Origin of the sequence: Phytobacter sp. MRY16-398 (genome assembly GCF_003925915.1) — a bacterium.
GTDB lineage: Bacteria > Pseudomonadota > Gammaproteobacteria > Enterobacterales > Enterobacteriaceae > Phytobacter > Phytobacter diazotrophicus.
In genome coordinates, this window is sequence record NZ_AP018757.1 from 61,621 (window position 1) to 80,022 (window position 18,402).

The window sequence follows — 18,402 nt, forward strand, 5'->3', positions numbered from 1 at the left end:
TCAGAAAAATCAGCCCCCACTGCACAGCGGCGATATGTGCAATGTATTGCGGCCATTGCAGTCACAGCCTGAGAAATTTTCTGGGAAATAGAAATAACTTCAATGATATTATATATAAAGAAAAGCTTCGGGAAACCGGTAATGGTGCCAACTTACTGATTTAGTGTACGATGGTGTTTTTGAGGTGCTCCCGTGGCTTCCATCTCCATCAGTTGTCCCTCCTGCTCAGCTACTGAAGGCGTGGAACGCACGTTGGCCACGCTGGAGCGTCTTCTGGGCCTGCTGTCGGCCTTTGAGGTCGTGGTATGGATGACGGATGGCTGGCCGCTTTATGAATCACGCCTGAAGGGAGAACTGCACGTTATCAGCAAGCGATATACGCAGCGCATTGAGCGGCATAACCTGAATCTGAGGCAGCATCTGGCAAGGCTGGGCAGGAAGTCACTGTCGTTCTCAAAATCGGTGGAGCTGCATGACAAAGTCATCGGGCATTATCTGAACATAAAACACTATCAGTAAGTTAGAGTCATTACCGTTTTGCATGTTCTAATCATAGAAAGGTTTAATTTCAAAAAATTATAATGCTGACCTGGAGACCTGAATATGTATTCATTTATTGCGCGACAGCCTATTTTTGACAGGAAAATGCAGACCGTCGCATATGAATTGCTTTTCAGGGACGGAATGAAGAATTCTTTTCCCGATGTTTCGCCTGAATATGCAACTTCCAGGGTGATTTCCGACCAGTTTTTATGCATTCCGATTCCCCGCATCGCTGACAATCACAGCTCATTTATCAATGTTCCGCACCGGATGATAATCAGCGGGCTTGGCGATACCTTGCCGAATGATAAAGTGGTTATAGAGATCCTTGAGGATGCCATTCCTGATGACGAGCTTTTCCTGGCGGTCAGGGAACTTCACGACAATGGCTATCAGCTTGCACTTGATGATTTCACGCTGGACAGCGCCTGGGACCGGTTTATGAGATATATTTCGGTCATTAAATTTGATGTTCGGGAAAAAACTTACCATGAGATTGATCGCTATCTCACCGAGAAAAAGCACTTGCTTCACGGCATAAAATTTCTGGCTGAAAAAGTTGAAACAAGAGAAGAGTTTGAGCTTTACAGCCAGGCCGGATTTGTTCTTTTTCAGGGGTTTTTCTTCAGCAGACCGGAGATCATCCGAAACAAATGCCTTTCTCAGAATCCGATGGTGCTTTCCAGCCTGATGATGGAAGTTAACAGGGAGAGCCCGGACTTTACCGTGCTTGAGCGATTACTGAAAAATGACCTGACTTTATCATATAAAATAATGCGTTATGTAAAAAACATGCTGTTCAAATCACACGGTATTACTCCGTCAGGGGAACTTACTCTGAAAGAAATGCTGATGTATCTGGGGTATAACGAAATCCGCCGTTTTGTTTCGGTGGCTGCTCTTTCCAGCATCGGGGTTTCGGGTGTCAGCGAACTTTATCGTCTGAGTATGGTTCGTGGAAAATTTTGTGAATTAATTGCCGGGAAATTAAACCTCGCTTCATTATCCTATAACGCGTTTGTTTGTGGTTTGTTTTCTTTGCTGGATGTTATTCTCGAGCAGCCCATGGATGATTTAATTCAACAGATATCGGTTCCCGGAAATGTCGCCGATGCTCTTTGCCTGCATAAAGGTGAGCTTTTTGACATACTTAATCTTTCTTTGTGTTATGAGAAGCTTAGCTGGGAAGAGACGGCTGAAATATGCAGAACACTGAATATCTCTGAGTTCTCTGTTATAGAAACAATGCAGAAAGCCACTAAATGGGCTGATGAGCTCGCTGTATGTTAGCTATTTGACTCATATGGTTAAAGATGGTAATGACTCCAACTTACTGATAGTGTTTTATGTTCAGATAATGCCCGATGACTTTGTCATGCAGCTCCACCGATTTTGAGAACGACAGCGACTTCCGTACCAGCCGTGCCAGGTGCTGCCTCAGATTCAGGTTATGCCGCTCAATTCGCTGCGTATATCGCTTGCTGATTACGTGCAGCTTTCCCTTCAGGCGGGATTCATACAGCGGCCAGCCATCCGTCATCCATATCACCACGTCAAAGGGTGACAGCAGGCTCATAAGACGCCCCAGCGTCGCCATAGTGCGTTCACCGAATACGTGCGCAACAACCGTCTTCCGGAGCCTGTCATACGCGTAAAACAGCCAGCGCTGGCGCGATTTAGCCCCGACGTATCCCCACTGTTCGTCCATTTCCGCGCAGACGATGACGTCACTGCCCGGCTGTATGCGCGAGGTTACCGACTGCGGCCTGAGTTTTTTAAATGGCGGAAAATCGTGTTGAGGCCAACGCCCATAATGCGGGCGGTTGCCCGGCATCCAACGCCATTCATGGCCATATCAATGATTTTCTGGTGCGTACCGGGTTGAGAAGCGGTGTAAGTGAACTGCAGTTGCCATGTTTTACGGCAGTGAGAGCAGAGATAGCGCTGATGTCCGGCAGTGCTTTTGCCGTTACGCACCACCCCGTCAGTAGCTGAACAGGAGGGACAGCTGATAGAAACAGAAGCCACTGGAGCACCTCAAAAACACCATCATACACTAAATCAGTAAGTTGGCAGCATCACCGACAAAAGGCTGCCTCATCGCTAACTTTGCAACAGTGCCCTTATTCGCACCTTCCTTAGCAAAACAGAAAGCTGGCACTAAATAAAAATCCGTTTCTGCCGATACTGCCTCTGCGGGCTGTGCCTATTTCAGGCCAATGGACTCTCACCCGTTAAGAGATGGGGAAAATGAACTGGCAGCGCTTCAACAAAGTAAGTAGTTTTTCAGGAGAAACCAGTGGCATAGTAAAGAAAAATTTTATTATTACCGCGGCGTTGCTGAGCAGTCTCTTTCTGGCGGCAATAGTGAATCTTTTATATATCGCGGATAATCTTAATAATAAAGCAGACGCGCGCAGCAGTTTACTTTTGCAAAAAGCCCTCACTAACCGGCAGGAAAAGATACGCACAAATTTAATGGATAATGCCGACTGGGGCGAAGCGTATAATAATTTGCACAAGCAGGTTAATGTTAAATGGGCATGGGACAGCCAGAACCTTGGCGAATCGCTTTACACGAATTACCAGTATGAAGGCGTATTTGTTTTGTCTCCCGCCGGGGAGACGCGTTATAGCGTCATTGAAGGGAATCTTGTCAGCCAGCCTTTCGAGAAATGGCTCAACCGGAACATCACCAAAGAACTTTTTAACGACCTCTCACAAAGCCAGGGTAAAGCCGTCTCACGCCTTATGATGACCAACGGGCAACTCACCTTACTGGCGGCGGCCCGGATCACGTCGGGAGACGATGAAAGCATCACGCCGGTGGCGGGAGACGCCTCGGTACTGATTTTCGCCGATGTGTTAACGCCCGTTAAACTGGAGAAAATGGGCAACGAATACGGCATTCATAATGCGCATACGTTCGGCAGAATGGAGCCGCACCTGAAAGCCGACTACCGGGAAGCTCAGCTTATTTTACCCATTGATAATGGCGATGTTCTGATTGAGTGGCGAAGCGACGATCCGGGCAGAGCGCTGATGAACCGGGAGCTGCCGTTAATCATCATTCTGATGTTATCGACCATTGCGTTTACCTGGTTGATGCGGCGTGGTGCGTTAATCAAAGCGCAAATTAATGACGAAAATGTTTTCCTGCTTGAGCAAAGCCGACAAGCGCTTACGGCAAGCGAACGGCGCTTTCGCGACGTCATCGAAGCCACCACCGACTGGATTTGGGAAGCGGACAGCGAGGCACGGCTAACGTGGTTAGCCGACCGTTTTTCCGGCGTTACCGGTCATCATTCTGACGACTGGCTTGGGCGGAACATGTTGGATTTCATCCACAGCGACAAAATCCTTTTTCATCACTGGCTGCTGAATCCGCAGACGAGCAGTAATTACACGCTCAAAAAGGCCCGCTATTTCTCAGCTCAGGGCCATCAGCGTTACTGCAATGTGGTGGCGAAGCGCGCCATTATGGATGATGGTTCCATGGGTTTTCGCGGTACGGTGACCGATGTCACTCTGGAAGTGGAGGCGCAGGAGCGTGCCGAGTATTTATCGCAGCATGATGAATTAACCGGCCTGCCAAACCGGGTCAGAATGAAAGAGTTTCTGGAAAGTGAGCTGCGTTCTTTACCCGATCCGGATCATCCCCTGGCCATGATCAGCCTCGACCTGGATAAATTCAAACCGGTAAATGATTTATTCGGCCACAATGCGGGCGATGCGTTACTCAATGAAGTCGCCAGCCGGTTGCGGTCCTGTACCCGTAAAATCGATCTGGTTGCCCGGCAGGGCGGAGATGAGTTTATCCTTATTCTGCCGGATATTTATGTGCGTAAAGACATAGAGACGCTCTGCCAGCGCATTGCCAGTGAAATAAGCCGGCCTTTTATCGTTAACGGCAATGAAGTGTATATCAGCGTGAGTATGGGGATTGCACTGGCGCCTCAGGATGCAATGAACGCCAGCGATCTGATTCGGTTATCCGATATCGCATTGTATAAAGCGAAAAATACCGGTCGCAATAACTGGGTGTTTTACGAACCCAACATGGGCGAGTACTTAATTCAGCGCCGGGAAATGGAAAAAGAGTTTCGTGAAGCGTTATGCACAGACCAGTTTCAGCTGGTTTATCAGCCCCGTTACGACATTAAAACCTCGCGTATCGCTGCTGTCGAAGCACTGGTTCGCTGGCAGCATCCGCGTCTCGGTTTACTGATGCCGGATCAGTTCATCCCGCTTGCGGAAGAGACGGGCCTGATCGTTGCCATGAGTGATGTGGTGCTGGAGAAAGCCTGTAAAGATATGGTGCATCTCTCGCCCGATTTGGTTATTTCGGTCAATATTTCGGCGGTGGAGTTTAATACCCGTGGCCTGGCGAAACGGGTAAAGGCTGCGCTGCAAAAATCGGGGCTTAAACCGTCCCGGCTGGAGTTAGAAATTACCGAAAACGTGACGATTTCCAATCCGGATATCACGCTGGAAACCATGAAGCAGCTGAAGGATATCGGCGTACGCTTTTTGATTGATGACTTTGGAACCGGCTACTCGGCATTAAGCTATCTGAAACGCTTCCCGTTCGACGGAATAAAGCTGGATAAATCTTTTGTGTTCGCCATGGAGGAATCGGAAAACGCCAAAATCATCGTTGAGAATATTATCGGCCTTGGCAAAGCCTATTCGCTGGCTGTCACCGCTGAAGGCGTGGAAACGGCGGAGCAGTTGAAAAGGCTTAAACATTATCACTGTGACGAGGCGCAAGGGTATTTCATCGGGAAGCCTGTCGCGCTTGATGCGTTAAATTTAGAGGCACTGTTGCAAAGTGAGCGATGAGGCAGCCTTTTGTCTTATTCAAAGGCCTTACATTTCAAAAACTCTGCTTACCAGGCGCATTTCGCCCAGGGGATCACCATAATAAAATGCTGAGGCCTGGCCTTTGCGTAGTGCACGCATCACCTCAATACCTTTGATGGTGGCGTAAGCCGTCTTCATGGATTTAAATCCCAGCGTGGCGCCGATTATCCGTTTCAGTTTGCCATGATCGCATTCAATCACGTTGTTCCGGTACTTAATCTGTCGGTGTTCAACGTCAGACGGGCACCGGCCTTCGCGTTTGAGCAGAGCAAGCGCGCGACCATAGGCGGGCGCTTTATCCGTGTTGATGAATCGCGGGATCTGCCACTTCTTCACGTTGTTGAGGATTTTACCCAGAAACCGGTATGCAGCTTTGCTGTTACGACGGGAGGAGAGATAAAAATCGACAGTGCGGCCCCGGCTGTCGACGGCCCGGTACAGATACGCCCAGCGGCCATTGACCTTCACGTAGGTTTCATCCATGTGCCACGGGCAAAGATCGGAAGGGTTACGCCAGTACCAGCGCAGCCGTTTTTCCATTTCAGGCGCATAACGCTGAACCCAGCGGTAAATCGTGGAGTGATCGACATTCACTCCGCGTTCAGCCAGCATCTCCTGCAGCTCACGGTAACTGATGCCGTATTTGCAGTACCAGCGTACGGCCCACAGAATGATGTCACGCTGAAAATGCCGGCCTTTGAATGGGTTCATGTGCAGCTCCATCAGCAAAAGGGGATGATAAGTTTATCACCACCGACTATTTGCAACAGTGCCGGATTGAGCGGCGTGGCATGGTCAGTCTTCCCGCAGGTACTGGTACAAGGTTTCGCGGCTGATGCCGAAGTCACGGGCCACCAAGGTTTTCTGGTCGCCTGCCGCAACTCGCCGTTTCAACTCGGCAATTTGTTCGCTGTTCAGCGATTTCTTTCGTCCCCGGTAGGCCCCGCGCTGCTTAGCCAGCACGATTCCCTCGCGCTGACGTTCGCGGATCAGAGCGCGCTCGAACTCAGCAAAGGCTCCCATGACCGACAGCATCAGATTGGCCATCGGTGAGTCCTCGCCGGTGAACGTTAGCCCTTCTTTGACGAACTCCATGCGCACGCCCCGTTGTGTCAGCCCTTGGACGATGCGGCGCAGGTCATCAAGGTTGCGTGCCAACCTGTCCATGCTATGCACCACCACGGTGTCGCCCTCGCGGACGAAGGCCAGCAGCCTTTCAAGTTCGGGACGTTGTGTGTCCTTGCCTGAAGCCTTATCGGTGAATACCTTGCCGACTTCTATTTGTTCCAGTTGTCGATCAGGATTCTGGTCGAAGCTGCTGACGCGAACGTAGCCGATACGTTGACCTTGCAAGATGCCTCCAAAGGTAAAAATGTCAGGATGAAATCTATTACCCTTGGCTGAATGTGTCAATAAATATAAATTAATACCCTACTCTGACGTTGTTTGTGCTCAACATCTGACATCAGGTTAGGGTATAGCTTAACCGGACACCTCGGCCTCTGTGCCTTTACTGCTTTTCGGTACAACCGTCAAGAACAGGCAGAGCGCTCCGATAGTTATCGCCACATCAGCGAGGTTGAAGGCGGGCCAGTGCGCAAGTCGCCAATGGAAGTCAAGGAAATCAACAACCTGTCCACGCAGCACACGATCCGCGACATTGCCCAGCGCACCGCCGAGGATCAGGCTGTAGCCCATCGCTTCGAGACGTGGCCGTTGCTGGCACAGCATGCGCCCCAGCCAAGCAGAAACAGCCAGACCCAGCGTGATGAAAAAGTAACGTTGCCAGCCACCAGCGTTCGCCAAAAAGCTGAATGCCGCACCCGGATTCAGGACATGAACGAGGTTGAAAAACGGGGTGATTTCGACTTGCTCACCGTAGGCAAACGTGCGGATGATGGCGAACTTCGTGAGCTGATCGGTCATGACAGCACTGGCGGCCACGGTGAACCAGACCCAAGCCGATGTGCGGCGGGCCGATTGCCACACAGGGGCGGCCAACGGCAGCAACCACCCGGCGAGTGCCGTGCAGCTCCATCCCAGCGTCCACCCCGCCAACACATCGGCCGGAAAGTGCATTCCGGCCGCGATGCGCGACCAGCCGACCAATGTGGCGTACAGCATTAAACTGAGACGACCACGGCGGCCCATCAAAGGCCAGAGCGCGCCGACCACCATCGCGGCATAGGTGGCATGCCCGCTGGGCAGGCTGTAGTGAAGCTCTTTGTCCCCGATGACGCGCGCCAGGTCGCCAAGGACGGCAGGCGGGCGTGGAAAGTCGAACCATAGCTTCAAGGCGGTGGCGACCAATAACGCCAGCAAGAAGGCCGCGCTAAAACCAATAAGGCGATGCCGAACGGCCGTACCACGCGCCGGGTTTGTAGCCGATTTCGACCACCACCACAGACCCAACAGCATCAGCGGCGCTGTCCAGTAACTTCCCACGAGGCCAAAGAACCATGCCAGTGGTTTCAGCGTGGCGGGCGTGCCTGTGTTGATGGCTTGAAACAACGCGATGTTCAGGCCACCCCAGTCATAGAGAAAGAGTTTCCAGCTCATCGGCGCAACAACCTCAAGCCGTTGCCGACAACAAGCAAGCTGGCACCCATATCGGCGAACACAGCCATCCACATGGTCGCGTGACCCGTGAAGGTGAGCACCAAAAATACCGCCTTGATGCCAAGGGCCAGCACAATGTTTTGCATCAGCACCTGTGCTGTCGCACGCGACAGGCGCACGAAGGTCGGAATCTTGCGCAGGTCATCGTCCATCAGGGCCACGTCGGCGGTTTCAATAGCGGTATCTGTGCCCGCCGCTCCCATTGCAAAGCCAATGTCCGCACGCGCCAAGGCCGGTGCGTCGTTGATGCCATCACCGACCATGCCAACCTTGCCGTTTCTGGACAATTGCTCCACTTCGCGCAGTTTGTCGTCGGGCAGTTGGTTGCCTTGCGCGCGGTCAATGCCGGCTTGTGCGGCGATGGCCTGTGCCGTGTGGGGGTTATCGCCGGTCAACATCACGGTGTTGATGCCCAGAGCATGCAGCTCGGCGATGGCTCTCTTGCTGCTGTCCTTGATGGTGTCCGCAACGGCGAATAAGCCATGTACCCCTTTTGCGCCCACCAGCATCACGACGGTCTTGCCAGCGGTTTCCAGCGCAGCGATGCGCTGCTCCAGCTCTGGTGTGCACTGCCCCAGCTCTTCGAGCATCCGGTGGTTGCCCAGATGGTAGGTCGCACCGTTGATTTGGCCTTGCACACCCCGACCGGGCAGCGCGTTGAATTCGGCCACGTCGAGCAAGGCAACCCCGTCCGTCTGCGCGGCCTGTGCCACCGCCTTGGATACAGGATGGTCCGAGCGGGCCGCCAGACTGGCAGCGATGCTGCGGCTGTCCGAGGCGAGTGCATTGCCCCATGTGACAAAGTCGGTCTGTGCGGGCTTGCCGTGCGTGATCGTGCCGGTCTTGTCCAGAGCCAGCCAGCGCAGCTTGCGGCCTTCTTCCAGATAGACGCCACCTTTGATGAGAATGCCGTGGCGGGCGGCGGCGGCCAGGCCGCTGACGATGCTGACCGGTGTAGAGATCACCAGTGCGCACGGGCAGGCGACCACCAGCAGAACCAATGCACGGTAGATCCAGTCGAGCCATGCCGCACCCATGAACAGCGGCGGCAACAACGCGACGGCGATGGCAACGCCGAATACAACGGGGGTGTACCAGCGGGCGAACTGATCGACAAAACGCTGAGTCGGCGCACGACTACCTTGCGCAGCCTCTACCGCGTGAATGATCCGGGCCAAAGTGGAGTTGTTGGCCAAGGCGGTGACGCGGTACTCGAACGAGCCGGATTCGTTGATCGTGCCAGCGAACACCGAATCACCGGGGGATTTTTCGACCGGGAGGCTTTCACCCGTGATCGGGGCTTGGTTGACGGCAGAGCGGCCTTCCAGCACCTCACCATCAAGGGCGATGCGCTCACCTGGTTTGACCCGGACGCGGGCGCCGATGGTGATTTGCTTGGCGCCCACCTCGCGCCATGTGCCGTCAGCCTGCTGTACCGTGGCCTGTTCCGGGGTCAGGTCGAGCAGGCCACGGATAGCGTTACGAGCGCGATCCAGCGATTTGGCTTCGATTACCTCGGCCAGCGCGAACAGTACCATCACCATTGCCGCTTCGGGCCAGTGGCCGATCAACATGGCACCCGTGACCGCAATCGACATGAGGGCGTTCATGTTGAGATTACGGTTCTTGAGCGCGATCCACCCCTTCTTGTAGGTGGAGAGGCCACCCGTGAAGACCGCGACAAGCGCCAGAACGACAACCGACCAGTGATTGCCGTTGTGGAGCCAGTAGACCGCCTCGGCCGCCGATGCAGTGACCAAGGAGATGCCCAGCGGCCACCAGTTGGTCGGCGTGGTCACAGGGGCGGCGGATGGAGATGCGACCTCTGCCGTGTCCACGACCTGCGCCTCGAATCCAAGCGCTTGCAGTGCCACGAGCACGTCTGGCAGAACCTGGTTCGCATGGCGTACCGACAGCGTGCGCTGCATCAGGTTGAAATCGAGATCAGCAACACCGGCCACGGTGCCGAGCTTGTTGCGGATCAACGTCTCTTCGGTCGGGCAATCCATCTTGGCAATGGACAGCTTGGTCGTCTGCTCGGCCGACGCCTGATCCATGCGCACAGCTTGCATGCCGATGGCCTTCAGCGCCTGCTCGACGGGAGACAACGAAGGCAATTCGTGTCGCACGGCCAAGGTACGTTGCATCAGGTTGAATTCAAGACCCGCCACCCCCGCCAGACCGGCCAGTTTGCTTCGGATCAGCGCCTCTTCGGTCGGGCAATCCATGTTCTCGATGCGGTACACCGCTTGAGCCGATCCGGTTGCCAGCGGGGCCGGTGCCGTGGGTTGGATGATCGGCTCAGTCGTGCAGCCACACCCCTTTGAAGCGCATTCGCTCATGAGTAACTCCTGAAAATCTTCTATTCAGCCTCCATTAAAATCTCTATAGTCACTATAGAGTCAAGTGATAATTGGAGATTGATGCATGGAAATCAGAATTGGCGACCTCGCCAAGCGCTCTGGGTGCGAGGTCGTGACCATCCGCTACTACGAGAAGGAAGGGCTACTGCCAAAGCCAGCGCGAAGCGGTGGCAACTTTCGGTTGTACGGTGAGGCGCACATTGAGCGCTTGCAATTCATCCGTCATTGCCGTTCGCTCGACATGACGTTGAGCGAGATTCGCGCATTGCTGGGTCTGCGAGACAACCCGATGCAGGACTGTGGGGAGGTCATCACGCTGCTGGAGGCCCATATTCAACAGGTGGAAATGCGTGTGTCCGCGCTGTTGCAGTTAAAACGGCACTTGGTTGATTTGCGCGAGAAGTGTTCTGGCTCTCGATCTGTAGAGGCGTGCGGCATTTTGCAAGGGTTGGGCAATTGCAATTGCCATGGTGAAAGTGCCACGAACAGTCAAACATCTGGGTAAGTAAGGGCTTAGCGTGCTTTATTTAATGAGATGGTCACTCCCTCCTTCCCAGTACTATGCTGAGGACAGGCTTTCATTCGGAGAACCATCATGGAAAACATTGCGCTTATTGGTATCGATCTGGGTAAGAACTCTTTCCATATTCATTGTCAGGATCATCGTGGGAAGGCCGTTTACCGTAAAAAATTCACCCGACCAAAGCTAATCGAATTTCTGGCGACATGCCCAGCAACAACCATCGCGATGGAAGCCTGTGGCGGTTCTCACTTTATGGCACGCAAGCTGGCAGAGTTAGGGCATTTTCCAAAGCTGATATCACCGCAATTTGTCCGCCCATTCGTTAAAAGCAACAAAAATGACTTCGTTGATGCTGAAGCTATCTGTGAAGCAGCATCACGTCCATCTATGCGTTTCGTGCAGCCCAGAACCGAATCTCAGCAGGCAATGCGAGCTCTGCATCGTGTCCGTGAATCCCTGGTTCAGGATAAGGTGAAAACAACTAATCAGATGCATGCTTTTCTGCTGGAATTTGGTATCAGCGTTCCGCGAGGTGCTGCCGTTATTAGTCGACTGAGTACCCTTCTTGAGGACAGTAGTTTGCCTCTTTATCTCAGCCAGTTACTGCTGAAATTACAACAGCATTATCACTATCTTGTTGAGCAGATTAAAGATCTGGAATCTCAGTTGAAACGAAAGTTGGACGAAGATGAGGTTGGACAGCGCTTGCTGAGTATTCCCTGCGTTGGAACGCTGACTGCCAGTACTATTTCAACTGAGATTGGCGACGGGAAGCAGTACGCCAGCAGCCGTGACTTTGCGGCGGCAACAGGGCTGGTACCCCGACAGTACAGCACGGGAGGTCGGACGACATTGTTAGGGATTAGCAAGCGGGGCAACAAAAAGATCCGAACTTTGTTGGTTCAGTGTGCCAGGGTATTCATACAAAAACTGGAACACCAGTCTGGCAAGTTGGCCGACTGGGTCAGGGAGTTGTTGTGTCGGAAAAGCAACTTTGTCGTCACCTGTGCTCTGGCAAACAAGCTGGCCAGAATAGCCTGGGCACTGACGGCGCGACAGCAAACTTACGAAGCATAAAGGCAGAAATACACCAGTTTAAACAATCATTCATCTGGTTTTGCGAATACTGATATTGATGATACAAACGGCCCACCGGCCTGTTGAGGAACCTGTAAAACGGAAAGGCTCGCTGAAGCCGTATATTTTCTGGAGGTTCATCAGGCGCGGAACTCATCGAGGCGCGGGAATAAAATCCCATTCAGACGCCGGATAGATTCAAGCAAGCCAACTTATCGTCAAAATCGGTGTTGCAAAAACGGGAGTGACCATAGATTCCGTTTTCCAAGCGGACCCCAATGTTAACAGTACCTGCTCATGGCTGCCCCTGTACAGCAGCTGTAATCAGCACGGTAAGCAGGGGCAGAAAGGTATCCGGTAAAACATTCTTTTTTTTACGGATACGGTGAAAAGTATTAAGAGAATATCACCGGGCCGGGTCATGCCGGAGTATTCGTTAAGTTTCCGGTAAGCTCACTGATTTTTTTGCTCTTTTATTATCGTACATATTGCGATCGCTCTGAATCAGCATATCTGATAACGGAACTGTATCACCGGGTGTATTTATGCTGACACCCCATGAATAACTTAACGGTAAACTGCTTCCGTTATTCTGGTTATATAAACTCGTTAAATTACTCATTTTTTCTGTAAACAGGATGATTTCCCGCATATCTGAACAGTCGGTGAGTACCACAAATTCATCACCGCCCAGACGGGCAAGGATATCCCCCTGTCCGGTACTCCGCCTGAGTATCCCGGCAAACTGTTGCAGTAACTGGTCGCCTGCCACGTGTCCGTATTTGTCATTAACCGGTTTAAGGTTATCCAGGTCAAAAAGAATTATGCAGAAAGCCTGTTTACGCTTTTTTTTGAGGGTTATCCAGGGTTCACATTTTTTATAAAAACCCCGTCGGTTAAGAACGCCGGTCAGCGCATCCGTCAGGGCAAGACTGATAATATAAAACTCCTCCTCAACCAGAGCAGCAATATCCTTAAGCAGGGTTAATTCTTCCCCGTCAGGTATCCGGGGTCTGGTGTCAACCACACACAACGTTCCGGCGATGTCGCCACCTGGGAGGCGCAGCGGGCATCCCGCGTAAAAGCGAATAAAAGGAACACCTGTCACCAGTAGGTTAGCATTAAAGCGTTCATCGGCACTGGCATCTTCAACAACGAGCATTTCCTCCGAATGAACGACACAGTCGCAGAAAGAAACGACTTGTGATGCATCTTTTTCGTTGAGGCCAGAACAGAACATCAGCGCCGGCCTGTCTTTTTCAATCAGGCTTATAAGCCCGACAGGTGCAGATAAGCAACGCCTTGCAACACGGGTCAGACGATCAAACCGTTTCTCTTCCCGGTTATCAGGCAGATCCAGCATATAAAGTGAATGAAGACGTTTTGCATCATTTACGGGTAACATTTGTAAGCGTCAAGCCACTGCCGCCTGTTGCGATTACTAACGATTGACGATGATAGAGTCCTCTTATTAACGTTAATGGACTCTATCAATGTCAAACACTCTTCAGCCCCGCAGGGCGCGGGCGTCCTACTCAATGGACTTTAAGCTGGCTCTCGTCGAAAAGTCATATCAGCCTGGAGCCTGTGTTGCCCGGTTGGCGCGGGATAATGGAATTAATGACAATCTGCTGTTTACCTGGCGCCAGCGTTACAGACATCTTCTGCCCGATGAAATACAACGGTCAATCAGAGAGCAAGACTCTGTTATCCCCGTTGTCCTGCCTGATATGGTCCTGTCACACCATGCTGAGCCGCACTATGAACCCGCCGCTCCAGCCTGCCGCGAGGCCATGACATGCGAGGTGACTGTCGGCGGTGCCAGCCTGCGTCTGTCCGGGGATTTATCACCTGCACTTCTGAAAACGCTGATCCGCGAGCTGAGCGGGAGGAGCCGATGATACCCTTACCGTCAGGCACTCGTATCTGGCTGGTTGCCGGGGTCACCGATATGCGTAAGTCCTTCAATGGTCTGGGCGAACTGGTCCAGCATGTTCTTGATGACAATCCGTTCTCCGGCCACCTGTTTATCTTCCGTGGTCGTAAAGGTGACACCGTGAGGATCCTCTGGGCTGATGCTGACGGTCTGTGTCTGTTTACCAAACGTCTGGAAGAGGGACAGTTCGTCTGGCCTGCTGTACGCGACGGCAAAATCGCCATCACCCGCTCACAACTCGCCATGCTCATCGATAAGCTGGACTGGCGGCAACCTAAAACTGCACGCCTTAACTCACTGACGATGTTGTAAAAAGCGTATGACCGCATTATAAATGTGGTCATGAGTCAGGACTATCTCGCCCGTATCGCTGCGCTGGAAGACGCGCTTCGCCAGAAAGACAGCCAGCTCAGTCTCGTTGCTGAGACTGAGTCGTTCCTGCGTTCGGCGCTGGCCCGCGCAGAAGAGAAAATAGAGAACGAAGAGCGTGAAATAGAACATCTGCGGGCTCAGATAGAAAAACTGCGCCGAATGCTGTTCGGTACCCGTTCAGAAAAGCTACGCCGGCAGGTCGAAGAAGCCGAAGCCCTGCTGAAACAGCAGGAGCAGCAAAGCGATCGTTACAACGGCCGGGACAATGATCAGCAGGTTCCGCGTCAGTTGCGCCAGTCCCGTCATCGTCGCCCGTTACCGGAACATCTTCCCCGCGAAATAAACAGACTGGAGCCAGCTGAAACCAGCTGTCCTGGTTGCGGTAGTGATATGGCCTATCTCAGCGAAGTCAGCGCGGAGCAACTGGAGCTGGTCTCCAGCGCCCTGAAAGTGATCCGCACGGTCAGAGTGAAAAAGGCCTGTACCCGATGCGACTGCGTCGTTGAAGCGCCAGCGCCCTCACGTCCTATCGACCGGGGCATCGCCGGGCCGGGTCTGCTGGCCCGCGTGTTAACGGCCAAATACTGTGAACACCTGCCGCTGTATCGCCAGTGCGAAATCTTTGCCCGTCAGGGTGTGGATCTGAGTCGTGCGCTGCTCTCCAACTGGGTGGATGCGTGCTGCCGGTTAATGGCCCCGCTGGATGAAGCCCTCTACCACTACGTGATGGACTGCCGCAAACTGCATACGGATGACACTCCGGTGCCCGTGCTGGCGCCGGGCAGAAAGAAGACGAAAACCGGGCGTATCTGGACATATGTCCGTGATAACAGAAGCGCGGGTTCATCAGATCCGCCAGCGGCATGGTTCGCCTTCTCACCGGACCGACAGGGGAAACACCCTCAGCAACATCTTCGGCACTATCATGGCGTGCTGCAGGCAGATGCCTTCGCAGGGTACGACAGGTTGTTCAGCGCAGAGCGTGAAGGTGGCCCGTTGACAGAAGCGGCATGCTGGGCTCATGCGCGGCGCAAAATCCATGACGTCTATATCAGCACCCGGACGGCCACAGCAGAGGAGGCTCTGAAGCGCATCAGTGAGTTATACGCGATAGAAGAGGAAATACGCGGCCTTCCGGCATCTCAGCGGCTGGCCGCCAGACGGTCCCGAAGTAAACCGTTGCTGATATCCCTGCATGACTGGTTGGTGGAGAAAAGTGCCACTCTGTCGAAAAAATCCCGGTTAGGCGAGGCGTTCGCTTATGCACTGAACCAGTGGGATGCCCTGTGTTACTACTGCGATGATGGTCTGGCAGAGCCGGATAATAACGCTGCTGAGCGCGCGCTACGAGCGGTCTGTCTGGGCAAGAAAAACTACATCTTCTTCGGCAGTGATCATGGTGGTGAACGTGGTGCCCTGCTGTATGGTCTGATCGGAACGTGCAGGCTGAACGGTATCGATCCAGAGGGTTACCTTCGCCATATCCTGAGCGTATTGCCGGAGTGGCCCATCAACAAAGTGGCCGAACTGCTGCCATGGAACGTAGATCTCACCAATAAATAGCCGTCAATACGGCGCTCACTTAACGCTTACTAACATTTTTATTATCTCGGAGTTTATTGCAGTATTGTCAGTCCAGACCCGAATATAAACAATACCGAAGAAACGGCTTTGTCCATGATCATCATCGGATTCATCTGCTCATCTTATAATTTTCAGGGAGTTTGTTCAGTTACGCTTAAGTAATCCTGATAAGGGTTGTCCTTAATTTTTTTTATGACCATGGGGAGTACTGAACATACGGAAACGGGAAGCCATAAAATGAACCCTCCTGCACAGAAATCCGGGCTGTGCAGGAGGGCATGCAAATGCATCTTCGTTACATAATACAAAATAAACGAAGCCTGTATGTTATCTATAGGAATGTGCCTGTAATATGTGTCATGATCCAGGGCTGCATGCCAGACAGACTGATATTCTGAAATTTTCGTGAAACCAGGTATTTTCAGAATTACGCCAGCTTATGAATGACATCATGCTGGTACAGAGTATGCCGAACCTGCGCTGTCGGAACAGAGGTTATCCTTAATATATGATATTCCTGTCCGGCACCTTCCCGACAAGCTGTCATGCTTCATTTTTTACACAAAGTGTAAACAGTTGCGCATATATTTAATTAAGGTTTACCCGTTTCACATTGAGGTCGTATTTTAATTTACGTATCGCCGTTACATAGGCATAACATCTTTTCTCATCCCATTCTGCAAGCATACGGATACAGAGGCGGGAGAGGACAGACGCTTGTGAGACTTCTTCATTAGCGGATAGCATTTCCCAGATCACTTCACTTATTAACAGTTCAGAAAGGGCTGACAAAATTAACGCTCCGGTATTTAATTCTGCAGTTCAGGAAATACCAGCAATCCCGCTGCGCGTAATAGACATGAACTTGCCTGGCTGAGGATAAGGTGACAGAGTTTAGCATACGGTTTGAATTATGTTATGACCCGTCAGGGCAACAGTGGCTCCGGCGCAATTGTATCCGTCCTGCTATTGAGCGGGTGAAAAGCATCATACTATTGTAACCCTTACACGACGAGACCCACGTCTCCTGCCATCCTGCCGGAAGTCGGGCTTTGTGTTGTTATCTTTACCCTTTCTGCTATCCTCAGTCCGTCAGTCTGCCCCGGTTATACGTGCAACAAAAGGTGTACATCTGCTGTTTAACCACTGGTAGGAGTCAGGATGGTTGCTTTTTTTTCCGGTCTGTTGACCTCAGGAAGGCCTTCCTTCTGCATTGCGGTCATGTCCCGGCAGCGCTATGAACCTGGCCGGCAGCAGTAATTACACTGTTATACTTTTCGGCTCAGCAATGTGATTTTGTTGAGCCCTTTAACTGACGGATGACATAATGGATACCCTCTTGCCGGTCTATTCTGCAATACAGAAAGCCATTGCCGACGCTGCTCCCGGCGCTAAAACGGCAGAAATGAATTTGCAATTAATAAAATATGCCGACACATTAAAACATCTTAACTGTGAAGTGATCTGTGAAGGCATTGGCATTAATAAATCATTCAGAAGTGAAGTTCTAAGAATAATGAAAATCGCGGAAAGACTAAAAGCGGCCGGTCTTGATGCATCGCGCCTGTGAATTAAATTTTTTAACACGAACCGTAACTCTCTGTGTCTTCCGGTCCTGAGTTGCATCCCGGCAGTTTTACATATTAACCCGCGTCTGATGATTACCAGTACGAGGATCAGAAACAGTAACGGAAGGGATGACCTGTTGCTGCCGCTGACATCCTTACCGGAAAAACTGAAAAAGGATGGCCGGGCACGACAGTCAGTCTGAAGCCAGATTGATGACATCTTCGTCGGTAACGCCGGCCCGGCAGACACATCACAATGAACCATCAGTGCTGGCGTGTTCTTCCGCCATTACTGCCCTGCACTGTGGTCTTCTTCAGATTTGTCCGTTACGTGTTTATATCTCCCTGGAGTATGCCATCAGGATTGGGGGGCGGGCTTTCACGTCTGTCCCGCTGGATCAGCGAAGTCAGTGCCGGTATTTACCTGGCCGTACAGGGGGAAACTGTTCCGCAGGTGAACGGGTAATGCCCTTCTTCCTCGGCGATCGCTGAACACTGGCTGCTTCTGCGTAAGAAGTAAGAGTGTCAATTGCACCCTGATAGGCGAGACATCTTTCACTGTTCTGTTCTGTAAGCATGCGCGCCCGCAATGCAAGAATTATCGAGGCGGTCGTGACAGGCTGAGCCGTTAAAAGAACATCGAAGGCAGCTTCCCCGACAAGTTCATTAAGATTATATGGCCTTTCTTTGCTGTTCATCAGACGCATTACCATGGGTATTCTGACATAATGGGAAGGTATTCATCCGGCCACGTCAGAAAAAGGGGTGAAATATCTGTTATGCAACAGGCGGTCAGAGGATGCACTGTGCCTGCTGCCGTACGCCATTCCGGATGGAGGGAAAGGCCCTGATTACACGACAGTGAAACTCTGTAACTGCCATCTGAAATTCTGTTTTTGCTGTTATGTCGGCAGGCTTTCACAGGTATTGCCCTGGGCGTTATCACTGCAGTAC

Annotated in this window: 14 protein-coding genes and 1 pseudogene; 9 read left to right on the top strand and 6 right to left on the bottom strand. The window is 52.1% G+C overall.

The genetic code is table 11. The features are described from left to right. Nucleotides 1-243 precede the first annotated feature (243 nt). Together MRY16398_RS29310 and MRY16398_RS29315 are read left to right on the top strand one after the other, a co-directional pair. A pseudogene (locus tag MRY16398_RS29310) lies at nucleotides 244-519 on the top strand (IS1 family transposase); the annotation flags it as partial. An 84-nt stretch (nucleotides 520-603) separates the two neighbouring features. After that, nucleotides 604-1,833: an EAL and HDOD domain-containing protein gene (locus MRY16398_RS29315; protein WP_125125743.1), complete on the top strand. Its 1,230-nt coding sequence runs from the start codon at nucleotides 604-606 to the stop codon at nucleotides 1,831-1,833. A gap of 40 nt (nucleotides 1,834-1,873) precedes the next feature. Here MRY16398_RS29315 and MRY16398_RS29320 read toward each other — a convergent pair. Continuing rightward, nucleotides 1,874-2,571 (bottom strand): IS1-like element IS1B family transposase gene (locus MRY16398_RS29320; protein WP_232034448.1). Its coding sequence is split into 2 segments (ribosomal slippage): nucleotides 1,874-2,322 and nucleotides 2,322-2,571, totalling 699 coding nucleotides; the frame shifts between segments, so codons are not numbered across the junction. A 222-nt stretch (nucleotides 2,572-2,793) separates the two neighbouring features. On the opposite strand from MRY16398_RS29320, the gene MRY16398_RS29325 reads away from it, so the two are divergent. Beyond that, nucleotides 2,794-5,385: a bifunctional diguanylate cyclase/phosphodiesterase gene (locus MRY16398_RS29325; RefSeq protein ID WP_125125744.1), complete on the top strand. Its 2,592-nt coding sequence runs from the start codon at nucleotides 2,794-2,796 to the stop codon at nucleotides 5,383-5,385. Between the two features lie 27 nt (nucleotides 5,386-5,412). On the opposite strand, the gene MRY16398_RS29330 is transcribed toward MRY16398_RS29325, so the two are convergent. The 4 genes from MRY16398_RS29330 to MRY16398_RS29345 all read right to left on the bottom strand — a co-directional run bounded on the left by MRY16398_RS29330 (nucleotide 5,413) and on the right by MRY16398_RS29345 (nucleotide 10,367). Continuing rightward, nucleotides 5,413-6,117: an IS6-like element IS26 family transposase gene (locus MRY16398_RS29330; protein WP_001067855.1), complete on the bottom strand. Its 705-nt coding sequence runs from the start codon at nucleotides 6,115-6,117 to the stop codon at nucleotides 5,413-5,415. Nucleotides 6,118-6,201: 84 nt separating this feature from the next. Then, nucleotides 6,202-6,759, bottom strand: a complete 558-nt coding sequence (locus MRY16398_RS29335) for a recombinase family protein (RefSeq protein WP_001162010.1) — start codon at nucleotides 6,757-6,759, stop codon at nucleotides 6,202-6,204. Between the two features lie 129 nt (nucleotides 6,760-6,888). Then, complete coding sequence (gene lspA / locus MRY16398_RS29340) at nucleotides 6,889-7,965, bottom strand: signal peptidase II (RefSeq protein WP_000118563.1); 1,077 nt, start codon at nucleotides 7,963-7,965, stop codon at nucleotides 6,889-6,891. Further along, nucleotides 7,962-10,367: a heavy metal translocating P-type ATPase gene (locus MRY16398_RS29345; RefSeq protein WP_004213585.1), complete on the bottom strand. Its 2,406-nt coding sequence runs from the start codon at nucleotides 10,365-10,367 to the stop codon at nucleotides 7,962-7,964. The genes lspA and MRY16398_RS29345 overlap by 4 nt, the downstream gene beginning before the upstream one ends. Nucleotides 10,368-10,452: 85 nt before the next feature. On the opposite strand from MRY16398_RS29345, the gene cadR reads away from it, so the two are divergent. Further along, entirely contained in the window at nucleotides 10,453-10,893 is a 441-nt protein-coding gene (gene cadR / locus MRY16398_RS29350; RefSeq protein ID WP_032743892.1) for a Cd(II)/Pb(II)-responsive transcriptional regulator, read from the top strand. A gap of 90 nt (nucleotides 10,894-10,983) precedes the next feature. After that, nucleotides 10,984-11,988 carry an IS110-like element IS5075 family transposase gene (locus MRY16398_RS29355; protein WP_000427614.1) on the top strand — a complete coding sequence of 335 codons (1,005 nt, stop codon included), beginning with the start codon at nucleotides 10,984-10,986 and terminating at the stop codon, nucleotides 11,986-11,988. A gap of 436 nt (nucleotides 11,989-12,424) precedes the next feature. Here MRY16398_RS29355 and MRY16398_RS29360 read toward each other — a convergent pair whose 3' ends face one another. Beyond that, the gene (locus MRY16398_RS29360) at nucleotides 12,425-13,351 is read right to left on the bottom strand and encodes a GGDEF domain-containing protein (protein ID WP_172600721.1); all 927 of its coding nucleotides are present in this window, start codon (nucleotides 13,349-13,351) and stop codon (nucleotides 12,425-12,427) included. A gap of 130 nt (nucleotides 13,352-13,481) precedes the next feature. On the opposite strand from MRY16398_RS29360, the gene tnpA reads away from it, so the two are divergent. The 4 genes from tnpA to MRY16398_RS29380 all read left to right on the top strand — a co-directional run bounded on the left by tnpA (nucleotide 13,482) and on the right by MRY16398_RS29380 (nucleotide 17,450). Then, nucleotides 13,482-13,889, top strand: coding sequence for an IS66-like element accessory protein TnpA (gene tnpA / locus MRY16398_RS29365; RefSeq protein WP_016946740.1), 408 nt, complete (start codon nucleotides 13,482-13,484; stop codon nucleotides 13,887-13,889). Then, on the top strand, nucleotides 13,886-14,236 hold the full coding sequence (tnpB, locus tag MRY16398_RS29370) for an IS66 family insertion sequence element accessory protein TnpB (RefSeq protein WP_044596438.1): 351 nt from the start codon (nucleotides 13,886-13,888) through the stop codon (nucleotides 14,234-14,236). The genes tnpA and tnpB overlap by 4 nt, the downstream gene beginning before the upstream one ends. Before the next feature lie 30 nt (nucleotides 14,237-14,266). Continuing rightward, the gene (tnpC, locus tag MRY16398_RS29375; RefSeq protein WP_044596437.1) at nucleotides 14,267-15,859 is read left to right on the top strand and encodes an IS66 family transposase; all 1,593 of its coding nucleotides are present in this window, start codon (nucleotides 14,267-14,269) and stop codon (nucleotides 15,857-15,859) included. A gap of 1,348 nt (nucleotides 15,860-17,207) precedes the next feature. Then, nucleotides 17,208-17,450, top strand: a complete 243-nt coding sequence (locus tag MRY16398_RS29380) for an HTH-like domain-containing protein (protein ID WP_047368854.1) — start codon at nucleotides 17,208-17,210, stop codon at nucleotides 17,448-17,450. The last annotated feature ends 952 nt before the right edge of the window (nucleotides 17,451-18,402 follow it).

Coding starts and splice junctions, on each gene's coding strand:
- MRY16398_RS29315 (WP_125125743.1), top strand. CDS start 604: ATGTATTCATTTATTGCGCGACAGCCTATTTTTGACAGGAAAATGCAG.
- MRY16398_RS29325 (WP_125125744.1), top strand. CDS start 2,794: ATGAACTGGCAGCGCTTCAACAAAGTAAGTAGTTTTTCAGGAGAAACC.
- MRY16398_RS29330 (WP_001067855.1), bottom strand. CDS start 6,117: ATGAACCCATTCAAAGGCCGGCATTTTCAGCGTGACATCATTCTGTGG.
- lspA (WP_000118563.1), bottom strand. CDS start 7,965: ATGAGCTGGAAACTCTTTCTCTATGACTGGGGTGGCCTGAACATCGCG.
- MRY16398_RS29345 (WP_004213585.1), bottom strand. CDS start 10,367: ATGAGCGAATGCGCTTCAAAGGGGTGTGGCTGCACGACTGAGCCGATC.
- cadR (WP_032743892.1), top strand. CDS start 10,453: ATGGAAATCAGAATTGGCGACCTCGCCAAGCGCTCTGGGTGCGAGGTC.
- MRY16398_RS29355 (WP_000427614.1), top strand. CDS start 10,984: ATGGAAAACATTGCGCTTATTGGTATCGATCTGGGTAAGAACTCTTTC.
- MRY16398_RS29360 (WP_172600721.1), bottom strand. CDS start 13,351: ATGCTGGATCTGCCTGATAACCGGGAAGAGAAACGGTTTGATCGTCTG.
- tnpA (WP_016946740.1), top strand. CDS start 13,482: ATGTCAAACACTCTTCAGCCCCGCAGGGCGCGGGCGTCCTACTCAATG.
- tnpB (WP_044596438.1), top strand. CDS start 13,886: ATGATACCCTTACCGTCAGGCACTCGTATCTGGCTGGTTGCCGGGGTC.
- tnpC (WP_044596437.1), top strand. CDS start 14,267: ATGAGTCAGGACTATCTCGCCCGTATCGCTGCGCTGGAAGACGCGCTT.
- MRY16398_RS29380 (WP_047368854.1), top strand. CDS start 17,208: ATGGATACCCTCTTGCCGGTCTATTCTGCAATACAGAAAGCCATTGCC.